General features: G+C 51.6%; 13 protein-coding genes and 4 tRNA genes. 2 read left to right on the top strand and 15 right to left on the bottom strand.

The genetic code is table 11. The annotated features are described in order from the left end of the window. Positions 1-28: 28 nt before the first annotated feature. The 8 genes from CWE07_RS01955 to CWE07_RS01990 all read right to left on the bottom strand — a co-directional run bounded on the left by CWE07_RS01955 (position 29) and on the right by CWE07_RS01990 (position 4,246). Entirely contained in the window at positions 29-757 is a 729-nt protein-coding gene (locus CWE07_RS01955; RefSeq protein ID WP_111568248.1) for an SDR family NAD(P)-dependent oxidoreductase, read from the bottom strand. 123 nt (positions 758-880) lie between these two features. Then, positions 881-956 (bottom strand) — tRNA-Glu (locus tag CWE07_RS01960). A 264-nt stretch (positions 957-1,220) separates the two neighbouring features. After that, positions 1,221-1,296 (bottom strand) — tRNA-Glu (locus CWE07_RS01965). A gap of 136 nt (positions 1,297-1,432) precedes the next feature. Next, positions 1,433-1,508 (bottom strand) — tRNA-Glu (locus CWE07_RS01970). 29 nt (positions 1,509-1,537) lie between these two features. Continuing rightward, positions 1,538-1,613 (bottom strand) — tRNA-Ala (locus CWE07_RS01975). A gap of 172 nt (positions 1,614-1,785) precedes the next feature. After that, positions 1,786-2,427 carry a carbonate dehydratase gene (gene can, locus CWE07_RS01980; protein ID WP_111568249.1) on the bottom strand — a complete coding sequence of 214 codons (642 nt, stop codon included), beginning with the start codon at positions 2,425-2,427 and terminating at the stop codon, positions 1,786-1,788. Position 2,428: 1 nt separating this feature from the next. Beyond that, positions 2,429-3,838 (bottom strand): glutamate--tRNA ligase, encoded by a 1,410-nt coding sequence (gltX, locus tag CWE07_RS01985; protein WP_111568250.1) that lies wholly within the window; start codon positions 3,836-3,838, stop codon positions 2,429-2,431. A gap of 174 nt (positions 3,839-4,012) precedes the next feature. Beyond that, entirely contained in the window at positions 4,013-4,246 is a 234-nt protein-coding gene (locus tag CWE07_RS01990) for a DUF2061 domain-containing protein (RefSeq protein WP_111568369.1), read from the bottom strand. Between the two features lie 196 nt (positions 4,247-4,442). Here CWE07_RS01990 and CWE07_RS01995 point away from each other — a divergent pair, with 196 nt between their 5' ends. Further along, a complete protein-coding gene (locus CWE07_RS01995) occupies positions 4,443-5,939 on the top strand; it encodes a protein adenylyltransferase SelO family protein (protein ID WP_157983197.1) in 1,497 nt (498 codons plus the stop codon). An 88-nt stretch (positions 5,940-6,027) separates the two neighbouring features. Next, positions 6,028-6,669 carry a response regulator gene (locus CWE07_RS02000; RefSeq protein WP_111568252.1) on the top strand — a complete coding sequence of 214 codons (642 nt, stop codon included), beginning with the start codon at positions 6,028-6,030 and terminating at the stop codon, positions 6,667-6,669. On the opposite strand, the gene CWE07_RS02005 is transcribed toward CWE07_RS02000, so the two are convergent. The 7 genes from CWE07_RS02005 to CWE07_RS02035 form a co-directional block, all read right to left on the bottom strand. Beyond that, a complete protein-coding gene (locus tag CWE07_RS02005) occupies positions 6,634-8,487 on the bottom strand; it encodes a sensor histidine kinase (RefSeq protein ID WP_111568253.1) in 1,854 nt (617 codons plus the stop codon). The two genes, CWE07_RS02000 and CWE07_RS02005, sit on opposite strands and share 36 nt — an antisense overlap. A gap of 15 nt (positions 8,488-8,502) precedes the next feature. Next, positions 8,503-9,711 carry a nitric oxide-sensing protein NosP gene (gene nosP, locus CWE07_RS02010; protein WP_126818962.1) on the bottom strand — a complete coding sequence of 403 codons (1,209 nt, stop codon included), beginning with the start codon at positions 9,709-9,711 and terminating at the stop codon, positions 8,503-8,505. Between the two features lie 71 nt (positions 9,712-9,782). Then, on the bottom strand, positions 9,783-11,303 hold the full coding sequence (gene exaC / locus CWE07_RS02015) for an acetaldehyde dehydrogenase ExaC (protein ID WP_111568255.1): 1,521 nt from the start codon (positions 11,301-11,303) through the stop codon (positions 9,783-9,785). Between the two features lie 162 nt (positions 11,304-11,465). After that, positions 11,466-11,660: a helix-turn-helix domain-containing protein gene (locus CWE07_RS14460; RefSeq protein WP_425320744.1), complete on the bottom strand. Its 195-nt coding sequence runs from the start codon at positions 11,658-11,660 to the stop codon at positions 11,466-11,468. Then, complete coding sequence (locus CWE07_RS14465; RefSeq protein WP_241973990.1) at positions 11,653-12,117, bottom strand: hypothetical protein; 465 nt, start codon at positions 12,115-12,117, stop codon at positions 11,653-11,655. Before CWE07_RS14465 ends, CWE07_RS14460 begins: the two co-directional genes overlap by 8 nt. A 3-nt stretch (positions 12,118-12,120) precedes the next feature. Further along, positions 12,121-13,383 (bottom strand): TonB-dependent receptor domain-containing protein, encoded by a 1,263-nt coding sequence (locus CWE07_RS02030; RefSeq protein WP_111568258.1) that lies wholly within the window; start codon positions 13,381-13,383, stop codon positions 12,121-12,123. After that, positions 13,380-13,853, bottom strand: a complete 474-nt coding sequence (locus CWE07_RS02035; RefSeq protein ID WP_157983198.1) for a TonB-dependent receptor plug domain-containing protein — start codon at positions 13,851-13,853, stop codon at positions 13,380-13,382. Before CWE07_RS02035 ends, CWE07_RS02030 begins: the two co-directional genes overlap by 4 nt. Between the last annotated feature and the right edge of the window lie 338 nt (positions 13,854-14,191).

Raw genomic sequence — 14,191 nt, forward strand, 5'->3', positions numbered from 1 at the left:
CCAGCAGATTGAATTTCATGGTCGTCAGTTAGGCCATTGCACGGCCGCCATCAACACGCACCACACTAGCGGTCATATAATGGTTATCGAGGATAGCATAGATAGCCTTTTCCAACGCTTCAAAGCCCCCTTCCACCGCCAGCAGGGTCTCAGCGAGCACTTTTGATTGGTCATCACTGCTATGCTCAGGTAAGAACTTTACCGGCCCAGGCTGAATCGCATTAACGCGTACTGTCGGCGCTAAACGCTTTGCGAAGCTAAGCATCAGGTTTTCTGAACCCGCTTTGGTAGAGCAATATAGCGCGTACTCAGGGTTCGGATTTGCCACATATATGTCAGTGATATGAATAATATTACCCTGCTCGCGCACACTCTCTTTGAGTAGATCTGCCAAGGCAGTGTTCAAGCGTGCAGGCAATTTCATGTGAATCGCATACAAATCATTATAAAAGCTGACTGGGTCACTTTGGTGCTGTTGGTCTTTTTCGTAAATAGAGGCGTTATGTAGCAGCAAATCCACATGCTGAGTGGCCTGACGAATAGACCCTATCGCAGCGCTCACACTTTCATCATTGAGGGCGTCACATTCGATACAGGTCAAATTAGGGTTATCTATGTTTGCTAACTCGCCCGCGCCACAGTCTCTGGTTAAGACAATGACTTGCCAGCCTTGCTGCAGAAATGACTGGGTCATATGCAAACCTAAGCGACGGCTTGCCCCAGTGATGACAGCGACGGGGTTTGGTTGCGTATTCATGGTGGTAAGTCCTTGTTAACGGATGAGTTATCGTGAACAGGTTATACGCATAGAAAAACAAAAAGGATTGATTAATTGATAGTTTCGAACAAAGGAAGGTTTTTTAGAAATATCAGTCGGAAATGGCGTCCCCTAGGGGATTCGAACCCCTGTTACCGCCGTGAAAGGGCGGTGTCCTAGGCCTCTAGACGAAGGGGACCCTGGACTGATATGTTTTGAAATTGGCGTCCCTTGAAGGATTCTACCCCTGTTACCGCCGTGCCAAAGGTTTGGCGCGGTGTCCTCGGGGCACCGCCTCACGGCGGCCAATCTCTGGGTTTGCACCCAAATTTGTTTTGAAATTGGCGTCCCCTAGGGGATTCGAACCCCTGTTACCGCCGTGCCAAAGGTTTGGCGCGGTGTCCTCGGGGCACCGCCTCACGGCGGCCAATCTCTGGGCTTGCACCCAATTATGTTTTGAAATTGGCGTCCCCTAGGGGATTCGAACCCCTGTTACCGCCGTGAAAGGGCGGTGTCCTAGGCCTCTAGACGAAGGGGACGCAAAATTTCAATGGCTGTTCTATTAAGTCCGTTCACATGTACTGCACGGTGCTTTACTCTCACTCACGCATAACGTGAGCACATGACGACAAAAACTATTGTCGCTTAACTCGCAAGGCGTAAGCCTGGCAAAATTGGCGTCCCCTAGGGGATTCGAACCCCTGTTACCGCCGTGAAAGGGCGGTGTCCTAGGCCTCTAGACGAAGGGGACCCTGGACTTAATATATCAAAGCACTCAGATGGTGGAGCTAAGCGGGATCGAACCGCTGACCTCTTGCATGCCATGCAAGCGCTCTCCCAGCTGAGCTATAGCCCCATCCTGATAAGCTCCCGATTGCGCGGTTGCTTTACCCTGACAGCGGGGCGAATTATAAGGACATCAGAAAAACTGTCAATACTTTTTTCTGAGATAGCTAGCGTTCGGTTATTTTTTTAACAGTTTGCCGTAAAAACAACCAGCAAGCGTCTGTTTTTGACACTTTACAACGCTATTCGCTATCTGCCACATCAAAGTGGTAAATGCGCTCCACCCCTTCTTTGTCTGACATGGTGACCTCTAAATCACGCACCAAGCCGTCTTTGACGCTATATATCCAACCGTGAATTGTCAGGGGTTGACCTCGATTCCATGCTTCTTGCACCGTGTGGCTTTTCGCCAGGTTACGCACTTGCTCAATGACATTGAGCTCGCATAGTCGGTCTAAGCGTGGATCGTAGGCCAAGTTCTCCAATTCTTTACGGTGCTCGCGATACACGTCTTTAATTGGGAATAACCAATTATCAACCAGACCGTGGGCGGTGTTCTCCATGGAGGCCGCTACCCCGCCACAACCGTAATGCCCAACCACTAAGATATGCTTAACTTTTAAGGCTTCGACTGCATATTGAATCACTGACAAGCAATTAAAGTCAGTCTGCACCACTTGATTGGCCACATTTCGGTGCACAAATAACTCACCGGGGGCCATGCCGACGATTTGATTCGCCGGCACGCGGCTGTCAGAACAGCCAATCCACAAGTATTCAGGCTTTTGTTGATTCACCAGACGATTAAAAAAGTCTGGGTCCTCATTGACCATGCGGTCAGCCCATTTACGGTTATTATTTAGTAATTCTTTAATTTTGGGCATCTTAACCCTGCTCCGCTCTCGCCTCAATAAATTCAAGCGCCAGCTCAATCCGTGCCACCGCGACCGCTTGAGGCAATGCGGCTAAAGTGACATCCAGCGATGGCGAGTTACCACCACCGGTCACCGCGACTCGTAATGGCATACCTACTTTACCCATGCCAATTTCGAGTGCATCGCAGGTATCTTTAATACACTGCTGAATTGCACTTGCATCCCATGTCGTCGTGTCACGCAGTCTATCGCGGATGTCTGCTAAAGCAGCTCCGGCCACTGGGCGTAAATGCTTCTTCGCAGCATCGGCGTCAAACTCGTTGACTTCAGCATAGAAGTAACGGCTAATTTCGGCCATTTCCTTCAAGGTTTTAACCCGCTCACCTTGTAGCTCAATGATGGTTTCCAAGCTTGGGCCTTGGCTCACATCGACGCCTAACTTATTAAAGTGCCATGCCAGTTCTGCCGCAACTTCAGCTTTAGGTAAGGTTTTTATGTAATGCTGGTTTAGCCAATTCAATTTCTCGGTATTAAATGCGGATGCCGCTTTATTAATGTCAGACAGCTTAAACAGCTTGATCATTTCATCTACAGAGAAAACTTCTTGATCGCCATGTGACCAACCCAAACGCACTAAGTAATTCAATAATGCCTGTGGCAAGTAGCCGTTATCGCGGTATTCCATCACGCTCACCGCACCATGACGCTTGGATAACTTCTTACCGTCATCACCTAAAATCATCGACACGTGGGCATACTCAGGCACCGGCGCACCCAGCGCTTTGAGGATATTAATTTGGCGTGGGGTGTTATTGATGTGGTCTTCGCCACGCACAACATGGGTAATCCCCATATCCCAGTCATCGACCACCACACAGAAGTTGTAGGTTGGCGTACCATCGGTACGTGCAATGATCAGATCGTCTAATTCTTGATTAGAAATTTCGATGCGCCCACGCACGTGGTCATCAAATACCACACTACCCTCTTGTGGGTTACGGAAGCGAATCACATAGGGCTGCCCAGGTCTATCCGCTTGGTCACGACACGCACCGTCATAGCGTGGTTTTTTGCCGGCGGCCATTTGCTCTTCACGCATCGCATCCAGGCGCTCGACTGAGCAGTAACACTTGTATGCTTTACCTTCTTGCAATAGCTGCTCGGTAAGCTCTTTATAGCGGTCGAAACGCTTGGTTTGGTAATAAGGGCCTTCGTCATAGTTGAGCCCGAGCCATTGCATACCTTCCATGATAGCGTCGATCGCTGCTTGGCTAGAGCGTTCAATATCGGTGTCTTCGATGCGCAGGATAAATTTACCGCCAGCCGCTTTCGCGACTAACCAAGAATACAGTGCGGTACGGGCGCCACCTACGTGCAGGTAACCAGTAGGGCTAGGGGCAAAACGAGAGACTATGCTCATACGACGATAACCTTATAGACTTAATCAACAAATGCGCTGAGTTTATCACAAGGTGACGAAAGGAACATGCTTGAGGCGTGCTAAAGAGGCTGGCTTTGGCACGCGGCTGACAAAATTATTCGCCGCGTGCTGGTTAACCCGTATGAGTTGCGGTGTAAGTGTGTGACGTTGACGCTATCGAATGTCCACCGACACGGCCTGTGCGTCAATCGTCACAGGGCTTTTCGCTGCATGCTTAGGTTGACCAAAGCGTGCCCACGCCTTTTCGTGGAAGAAGTACGCCACTGTGTTGACAGCGGGCTCTATCATCGCCACTAAGCCACCCAAAACAAAGCTACCAGTAATCAGCCAAGTCACCGTGAAAGCCACAAAGAAATGCACCACGGCAAAGGTCAAAGTCTTATTCATAAAATACATACACCACCCCATTTATCGATCTATATTGAATCTATCAATACGTCATGTTTATAAGTTTAGATGATAATTATTATCATTAAAGCGTGCCAACGCAGTTTACCGATTATTTACCTCGGTTTTTTCGTTTAGGAACGTTCACATCCTTGAACAACATGCAACGGTGATGAGCGCGAGCTATGCTATTGCTATGACCAAAACTTTGTTACCAATCAATCTAGGCACTGCCGGCGCAACCCCCTCTTGGGTTCAGCAGGCCGCTCCAAGCCCCTTACCCGACTGCGACTATGTCGTCCGCAATCATGAACTCGCAAACATGATTCAGTGGGGGCCGTTGTGCGATAAGGCTACAGCCACCACCTTAGACTGGTCCGCCGCACGCCCGGTGTTCAGCGGCCACGTCCCCTACTCGAATTATCAGCCCGTTTGTTTAGGTTACGCAGGGCATCAGTTTGGTCAATTTGCGCCACGACTTGGTGATGGCCGCGCCCATCTGATTGGCCAAGCGTCGTTGGCACCCGACCATGTCACCCGCAACCCCTTTCACAGCAAACTCTGCAATCGACAGATTGAAATCCAACTGAAAGGCAGTGGCACCACCCCATGGACGCTGGGTGGCGATGGCCGGCTGCCACTTGCCAGCGCCTTGCGTGAGTATATATACAGCGAAGCTCTGGCTGGCTTAGGCATTCCCACATCGCGCATGCTTGCGGTCTTAAACAGCTCGCAGCTATTGCAACGCCAGCACATGGAGTCCGCCGCAATCCTAGTCCGTATCAATCCAAGTCATATTCGTATCGGTACCCTGCAATTGCTTGCACTCAAACAGAGCTGGATGGCATGGGACGGTATCTTGGGCACCCCCGATTGCCTTGGCCAACACTATCAAGCGATCAGCAATCGATTTGCCGAGCTTGGCGGGCATTGGATGAGCGCAGGGTTTATTCATGGCGTCCTAAATACCGACAATCTAACCTTGACCGGCGAAACGTTCGATTTCGGACCCGCCGCTTTTTTGCAGCGTTACCGTCCAGATACGGCATTCAGCGCGGTAGACAGTGGCAAGCGCTATCGTTACAGCCGCCAGCCGGCGGCACTGTTCTTTGCGCTGCAACAACTGGCTATGGCGTGCAAGCAGCGTTTAGAAGCCGCCCATCAGAACGCTGAACTGAGTCGCACCGACGCACAACAGCAAGTCACGCACATTGCCGACACGTTGCGCCAATTCTCCGCCGCATTGGAACATCAATGGATTGTGCGTTTATGCCAACGACTCGGGCTGCCCTCACCATCAACCGAGTTATGCCAAGGATACCTAGCCTTATTACAAAGCCATGATATCGACTACCAGCACAGCTTTTTACAATTAATTGAGGTGCTCGATGGTGCAACGCCACCAGCTTGGCTGAGTGGTCACCAAGGGCGGCAGTGGTTGCAGTCCTATCATGCGCTATGCTCCGGTGCGGATGTAATGCGTGCACACAACCCTAAATTCACTGCGCATTTATCATGGGTTGAACAGGTGGTTCAAGCTGTGGTGGCATCGACGGCAGCGACAGCTCATTCGCACACGACGCTGAATCAATTGTTAGATGCCTGTGCCAACCCTTTTAAGCAACCCCCTGAGCCATGGCAAAGCCCAGTGATCGTACCCAAGGGTTTGCAACGTACATTTTGTGGGACTTAAATTGCAGCGTATGAGCACTAGCAAAGGTTTCCATTTGCGGCAAAATTGTGTACAACCATTACCCCTGCGTTGAGACTGTGGAGCATCCGTGAGTATCATTATAGTGGCCGACGATCATCCCCTGTACCGTGACGCGGTTAACGACGTCATCGACCGCTATGTGGACCATGAACTGCGCTTACAGGCAGCCGATTTAAACCAGGTGTATCAACAACTCAGTCAGCAGCCTGATGCAGACTTGGTGTTACTGGATTTAAATATGCCGGGAATGAACGGACTGCAAGGGTTAATTGAATTGCGTCGCCAATTTCCAGCCACCGCCGTCGCGATGCTGTCCGCACACGATGACAAGCACACCGTACTTGAAGCCATCAAGCTCGGTGCCTCAGGCTACATCTCCAAATCCTTGGCGCACGATGCACTGGCCGCTGCGATCAATCAGTTGCTGCGCGGAGAAATGTACCTGCCTGCTCTCAGCTTCCAGTCAACTACCGAGGAAACCGTCGTCGAACCTGAATCCAACGTGCGCGAACAACTCACCGAGCGTCAGTTTCAGGTCTTATTATTACTGGGCCAAGGTGCTTCAAACAAAGACATCGCTACTCAATTGCATATCGCGGAAACCACAGTCAAAACTCACGTTTCAGCAATTTTGGACAAACTTGAACTGGACAATCGAATGCAAGCGGGGTTGCTAGCCAACCGCCTGCCCGGCCAAGTGCTGAATTAACGCACGCAACTTGACTGGGCGCACAGGCTTATACAGCACCGGCAATTGAGCCTGCTGCAATGCCTGCTTAAGCTCAGGGCTGTGGTTGGCGGTAATCATCAGCATTGGCGGCAGCGGCGCTTGCGTACTTTTGCGCCAATGATGAACCCACTCCAACCCGGTTGACTGCGACGTTGGCGCATTCATTTGCCAGCCCGACAGTGCCGCATGCGGCGTTGCCAAATCGGTGTGAGCATCCACCACCGACCCGCCTGGCGCCAGATGATAATCAATTACGACAAAATCAAACGGGTTCACCTCCAGTGGCGCTTGGTGAAATACCGAAACCCGATACCCCCATCCAACCAGCAGGGTTTCCATCGCCGCACACACCGCTGGATCATTATCAATAACGGCAACATGCAACCCCCGTGTTGAATCACCCACCTCGCCCACCGTGCGTAGCGCTGTGGGTTCAGGGGCCGCGCAGATGGGTACTTGCACACTGAATACTGACCCCGCGCCTAGCGAGGAACGTACCGTCACCGGATGGTCAAGCAACTGACTGAGCTTATCAACTATCGCCAGCCCCAAGCCCAAGCCGTTATCGGACTGATCGCGCGCTTGGGGCAGTCGGTGAAACTCGCGAAAAATATGTCCTAGCGCGGCCTCGTCCATGCCGCTGCCGTTATCCAGCACCTGAATTTCAACATATCGGCGCCCATCATGGTGCCGCCGTCGGCTACCAAGCAGCACCTTACCACCGGTTTCGGTGTAGCGAAGAGCATTACTTAGTAAATTGCGCAACAACCGACTTAACAACGCGGCATCGGTCATCACCCATACCCTTTGGGCGACACAGTTCAACACCCGGTCTTTGTGGGCTGCTAATGGTTGGTGTTGTTCATCCAGATTGGCCAACAACGTCGGCAACGCAATCGGTTCTTTATCCGCTTTCAGTACCCCAGCGTCCAGCTTGGAAATATCAATCAAAGTGCGCAGCAACTCTTCGACATCGTCCAACGAGCGGCTGGCGGAGCCGACCAACTGCGTCATCTTGGCACTCATCGGCTGCTCCTGCATTGCCCCGTGAAACAAGCGAGCAGCGTTCAGTGGCTGCAGCAAATCGTGACTCACGGCGGCCAAAAACTTGGTCTTACTAATATTGGCTTGCTCCGCCGCGAGCTTCGCCGCTTGCAAATGTTGCTTGCTGCGATCTTCACTGCGCTTCAAATCGGTGATATCGGTGTACAGCAACACCCGCCCACCGTCGCCGGTTAAGCGTTCACTCAGCTGGATCCAGTGGCCGTTGGTCAGCTGATAGACCCGGCTACGGCTTTGATTGTCACGCTGCCAATGCTGCACTAAATCGTACTCTTGAGCTTGCCATTGCAAGCGTGCTCTGGGCATCCCTATCTCGACTTTCAGCCCCAGATCTTGCCAATACTCGCGAAAACGGTGGTTGAATAAACGAATCCGCTGCTCCGAGTCAAACAACACGAACGCATCGGAAATACTTTCAATGGCGTCCACCAAACGGCGATGCGCCAACCTCGCCGCTTGGTTGGCGCGGCGTAAACTGTCATTCGAACGACGCAGGGCATCCGACGTATGCGACAATTTTGCGGTGCGTTCGCGCACTTGCTCGGCGAGCACCGCAGCATGTTCGAATGCGGCATAAGGGGCCGATGCGGAGGTTGCCGAGCCGCCTGCGCCACTGTCTTCGACCCGCTCAATCAACGCTCGATTAATTTTCTTCAGCCGTCGCAATTGCTCGGCTTGCGCTGCAATCAATGCGTTGGCTTCTGCCAGCGTGGTGGGTAATTTGGTATCAGACATGGGCTATCACTCGGTTCAATGACGCTGACCTTCCACTGGTTTAGCGAGCACGACTCCAGTGAATGTCTGATTCACATGCACACCATGCAAATGCTCACCATAGGTTGTAAAGCCGCTGACATGATGGCGACGCAGAAACGCAGACGCATCCGCCAGATGACCACGCGCCTCGTTCTCTAAGCGCCGCAACACACAGTCGCACGCAATGGTCAGCACCGGTTCGCCTATCCGGCGTTCAATCTCACTCAAGCGCGCCTCCAATGCGGGCAGCATCGGCTCTGGCTGCATCCGTGTGAGTACCGCACCATTACCCACTGCGCAATAAAAGGTTAAACTGGCGTCGTCGTTGACCCGCTGAATTGAGCGTATGTAATACTCATGCCCTACCTTCACTGCCAACGGGTGCATCGCGAACACCGTGGCATTCAACTGCGCCATCGCAACGCCTACTGCGTCGGCATAGGCTTGAGCCGCAGGCTCCGCATTCAGTTCAAACACCGTTCGGGTGTCCGCGTCCGCTTCGGTCACCACCAATTTTTCAGTCAGTGCGCTGACGTGCTGGGTTGAGAACACTTCAAATGCGAGGGCGGTACGCACCAATACAATAACCGCCGCGTTGCTATGGAACGCCCCATCAAAATACACGTGGGTGGTTTGCAATTGGTTGTCGTCCCCTGCGGAACCCCCAAAGTGAGGAATTTTCCCCAATGCGCTTTGCAATGCGACCAACACCGTTTCTTCTTGGCTGGACAGTCCATCCAGCAAGGTAATTGCGAATACATTGTCATCACTAACCCGCTGAGGGTCGTCGCGACTGCGCCGCAACAGCGCGTCCACCAACTGTTGACCGCGTGCTAAATCAAACTCATGCAGCTGGGTGATACCACTAACCTGCAACTGAAACGCGTTGCCCGCGAATAGCACCGCGCACAAAGTGCCATTTTCGTAGCCCAGCGTGGTGAGTTCACCGGCCGTGGTGCATCCGGCCACAGGGGTGTCGCCAAAGCATTGCTGAAAGCCTTCAGCCAACGCCGTCAATTGATACTCAGCGCTGCAAAAAAATAAGACACCGCCCAATTCACCAAACTGCTGTTTACGTTGCAGTTCAGCCAATTGCTGAGCGATGTCCTGAACGGCTTCAACGCCGTGTTTATGTGCCGAGCGCAAGCTAACGATGCTCCCCGCAGCTGTCTGCGTCGCACTTACGTTTTTTGCCAGATTCACTGGGTACCTCAAAGCAACGAGTGGGATAACTACGTTACCCCACTCGTTGTAACAGGTCTACGCTGGTACCATTAAAAGAAGCCCATTGGGTCGGTACTGTAACTGACCAACATGTTTTTGGTTTGCTGATAATGCGCCAGCATCATCAGGTGGTTCTCGCGCCCAACACCGGACTTCTTGTAGCCACCAAATGCAGCATGGGCTGGATAATGGTGATAACAGTTGGTCCACACACGCCCCGCCTGAATGCCGCGACCCATGCGGTACGCTCGATTCATATCTCGGGTCCACAAACCAGCGCCTAAGCCAAATTCACTGTCATTGGCCAGTTCGAGCGCTTCTGCTTCGTCCTTAAAGGTCGTGACCGACACCACCGGGCCAAAGATTTCCTCTTGGAATACACGCATTTTATTGTCGCCTTTGAACAAGGTCGGCTGAATGTAGTAGCCCGTGGAGAAATCGCCTTCTAAGCTTTCTTTATCGCCGCCCATGAGTACTTCGGCCCCTTCTTCACGGCCAATATCGAAGTAGCTCATAATTTTCTCAAATTGTTCTTGAGAAGCCTGCGCGCCGACCATGACGTCGGTATCCAGCGGATTGCCGCGTTTAATTTTCTTAGTTCGCTCAATCACTTTCTCAATGAACTTGTCGTAAATGCTCTCTTGCACCAACAACCGCGACGGACAGGTACAGACTTCCCCTTGGTTGAAAAATGCCAGCACCACCCCTTCAATGCATTTATCTAGATAGTCGTCTTCGTAGTTATAAATGTCTTCGAAGAAGACGTTCGGTGACTTGCCGCCTAACTCTACCGTAGACGGAATGATGTTCTCAGCCGCGCATTTAAGAATGTGTGCTCCGACTGGAGTTGAACCAGTAAAGGCGATTTTAGCGATGCGCTTGCTGGTGGCCAACGCCTCGCCCGCCTCAGCGCCGTGGCCGTTGACCACATTCAACACCCCTTTTGGCAACAAATCTTCAATCAGTTCGACAAACTTTAGAATCGACCATGGGGTTTGCTCTGCCGGTTTTAACACCACACAGTTGCCTGTCGCCAGTGCTGGTGCCAGCTTCCAAGACGCCATCAATAATGGGAAGTTCCATGGGATGATCTGACCCACCACACCCAGCGGCTCGTTGAAATGGTAGGCGACCGTGTGCTCATCAATTTCACTGCTGGTTCCCTCTTGAGCACGGATCACACCAGCGAAATAGCGAAAGTGGTCCACTGCCAATGGCACATCCGCGTTCAATGTCTCGCGAATGGCTTTACCATTATCCCAAGTCTCCGCCACTGCGATGGCTTCAAGGTTTTGCTCCAACCGATCTGCAATTTTCAGCAATAGGTTGGAACGTTCAGTAACCGAGGTTTTGCCCCATGCGTCTTTCGCTGCTTGGGCTGCATCGATGGCCTTATTGATATCGTCCTCGTCGGAGCGCGGAATTCGGCAAAAGGCTTTGCCCGTTACTGGCGAAATATTGTCAAAGTACTTGCCATTGACCGGTGCGACCCACTCGCCATTAATGAAGTTGCCATAGGTTTCTTTTGCGTTAATCAACGCGCCGTCGGAATTGGGTTGTGCGTAAATCATCTGAACCTGCCTCGTGTTGTAACCCGATGAGCCTCAGCTCAGGGCAATAAAGAAAAAACAACGTTGGAATCTAGTTCAGACTAGCCAAGGTAAGCGCCCCCTGCCACTGGGCGAAAGGATGATTTTGCCATCCTCCTAAAGTAGGAGGTGCGCCAAGCGCATTTATTGAGGGCGCTTTTTCTGCAGCTTTCGTTGCAACGTGCGCCGGTGCATATTCAGCGCCCGTGCCGTCGCCGAAATGTTGTTGTCGTGTGCCGCAAGGGTTTGATGAATAAGCTCCCACTCCAGTGCATCCACACTGATCAGCTGCTCCGGCATGCTTACGGCAGACGTGTTATCGCCCTGCAATTCACGCACTAAGGCTAACCTGTTGTTGCAACTGCCGATGCAAACCATCCAATTCAATCGCTTGTTGCTGCTGCGTCTGAATTTGACTTGCGACGGCGCGCAAATCATCAAGCAATACCCTGACCTGCTGAATGGGAGGAGCCAGCGCTCGCACTGCCTCATCTTGTGGATGCGACTCCTCAAGCTCATCGTACAGCAAACCAAAGAACACACGGTCATCGGCGCTGCCCGAGTGACCCACGCGCCCCAGTAATATTAAGGTAATTAAAAGCGTCAAGCTTAGCCCAAATAGCAACCACCAACGCCAGCTGACATCCAGACCAGAACTGGCTAATTGCTGGTACATATCCGCCATCGCCCAAGTTACCTGCACATGAGTCAGTATCGCCATAAGCAATAGCCACGCACTGGTACCGGCTAATAACGTGCTTAAATAAAGGTTGGCTGTTTTAGTTGCTTGTTGCATGCACTACCACTGATAAGTCCAATTTGCCCACAGCGTTCGACCGGGTTCCATAATCTGTGTCTGCGGAAGGTATCCTGAAATCATAACACCGCCACGGTTTAAATGCTCAGCATAGGCTTTGTCAAACACGTTATCGATACCAAAGCTCCAATGCATGCCATTGAACTGCTGCCAGCTGGCATTGATCGAAACCGTTGTAAATCCGGCAGTGGGCCCAGTGTCGACACCCGCTATGGTCCCTTGGTTGAGCGCAACCCGATGTTGACGAGCGGCTGTTCGCAATAGACCGCCCACTTGCAACGATTGGTAACGCCAGTTTAACCCGAGTTTAAGCTCAAGCGGTGGCTGTTGAGCCAAAGGTCCATCATCACTCCGGTTGACGCCTTTGCTATATGCCAAGCTTGCTTGTCCCTGCCAATGCAAATTAAAGTCATACTGGTTATCCAACTCCAAACCAAAATGATGAACATCTACGTTGCGCACAAGATCGGGCTGATCGTGCGTGCCCGCTTGCAGTAAAATATAATCACTGATATCGGCGTAAAACACGCTGATACTGGTCTGCAGCTCACGCCCCCATAATGTCTGACGGCGTGTGCTCGCTTGAGACTGCTCGCGATCGATAGTGGCTGTCATCGTCGTACGTAAGTCTTTGGCCTGCCAACGGTCGGCACGCACACCGCCAATGACCGCGTACTGCTCTGTTAAGGTATAACGAAGCTGACCAAAACTACCCCATTGAGACATTTGCGCATCAGTCCGACGCGCCATTTCCTGAACGGGCATGAGCGACTGGTTCATACTCATTCGTGCACGATGTGTATTACTTTGCCCATCAATACCAAGCTCCAGTTCAACCGCGTCACTCAACGCCAAGCGACTACGAATCCGACCGCCGTGGGTTCGTCGGTCCGGATTACTCGCAGCGGGGTTCATCATCATACCCGGCGTAAATTGGCGTAAACTGAAATTATCCATCACGTGGTCGACGTAATTATAAAAATACTGTGCCTCTACTTGCTGCAGCCAGTCGGTTAAATCAGTACCACGATACCCCAAGGCCGTACTTTCACGTCGAAATCGGCTACCATCCATACCTCTATCAGCGTACGCCGCCTCGCCATCGCTAAGCCCAAGACTAACGTTCACACGGTGTTGCTCACTTGGGGTCCAACCAGTTTGTAACGAGGTGTTCCAGTGTTCATAAGCGGAGTGTACACGATTGCCATTACCATCTTGATAGTCGTCGCTGCGAGCAAGATTCACTGCGGTATTAAAAAAACCGCGGTCATGGGACCATGGGTAACGTCCTGAGGCCCTTTAATGACGGTCACGAAATCAAAGGCTTGAGGTGTAATATAGGCAGTTGGGGGATCCATTCGGCTTGGGCAACCACCCAGAGTGAACGCCCCATCAGTCAAAATAGTCAAGCGTGAGCCGCTCATACCCCGAAATACGGGATCACCACTGGCGCCTCCCTTTCGCACCGTATGAAAACCTGTAATGGAACGAAGAAAGTCCGCGCCATCCTGCGCTGGCATCGGTTGACGGATCCGTTTTGTTGACAATTCCACCACACCAGGCGAACTCATTAATTCACCGGTTACTTGGATGCGTTCAATAGAGCTCGTTGATTCACTCTCTTTGGTCTTAAGCACTTCACGGTCGCTTAGCTCGCCTGTATTAACCGTTGCGAGGGCTATAAACACAGATAAATGAGAGAGAGTGGCGGGCATGGAGAGAATTCCTTGAAGCATGAGAAGATAATTATGTTTATGCTAACAGTCTACCCAAATTGTCCCTTAAACAGCAGGCGGCATAGTGTCGCACTCCGGACTGAGCTATTCGTCTTCACTTTTTTCAAACTTCACAAAAAAAAGGCCAGCCCTCGCACAAGGAGCTGGCCGAACTTCCCGCATCGTGTAGATGCTTACTCTTCAAACTGAAACAACACTCGCACAGAAAAGACCAGGGAGTCAGTTCATGTTGCTTCAGGGACTATAATACAGATATAAAAATGAGAATCAATATCACTTGTGTTTTGTTTGCAATTATTTTGTGTTCACATTCCACA

This window comes from Aliidiomarina maris, assembly GCF_003987335.1.
Lineage (GTDB): Bacteria > Pseudomonadota > Gammaproteobacteria > Enterobacterales > Alteromonadaceae > Aliidiomarina > Aliidiomarina maris.

Coding starts and splice junctions, on each gene's coding strand:
- CWE07_RS01955 (WP_111568248.1), bottom strand. CDS start 757: ATGAATACGCAACCAAACCCCGTCGCTGTCATCACTGGGGCAAGCCGT.
- can (WP_111568249.1), bottom strand. CDS start 2,427: ATGCCCAAAATTAAAGAATTACTAAATAATAACCGTAAATGGGCTGAC.
- gltX (WP_111568250.1), bottom strand. CDS start 3,838: ATGAGCATAGTCTCTCGTTTTGCCCCTAGCCCTACTGGTTACCTGCAC.
- CWE07_RS01990 (WP_111568369.1), bottom strand. CDS start 4,246: ATGAATAAGACTTTGACCTTTGCCGTGGTGCATTTCTTTGTGGCTTTC.
- CWE07_RS01995 (WP_157983197.1), top strand. CDS start 4,443: ATGACCAAAACTTTGTTACCAATCAATCTAGGCACTGCCGGCGCAACC.
- CWE07_RS02005 (WP_111568253.1), bottom strand. CDS start 8,487: ATGTCTGATACCAAATTACCCACCACGCTGGCAGAAGCCAACGCATTG.
- exaC (WP_111568255.1), bottom strand. CDS start 11,303: ATGATTTACGCACAACCCAATTCCGACGGCGCGTTGATTAACGCAAAA.
- CWE07_RS14465 (WP_241973990.1), bottom strand. CDS start 12,117: ATGCAACAAGCAACTAAAACAGCCAACCTTTATTTAAGCACGTTATTA.
- CWE07_RS02035 (WP_157983198.1), bottom strand. CDS start 13,853: ATGCCCGCCACTCTCTCTCATTTATCTGTGTTTATAGCCCTCGCAACG.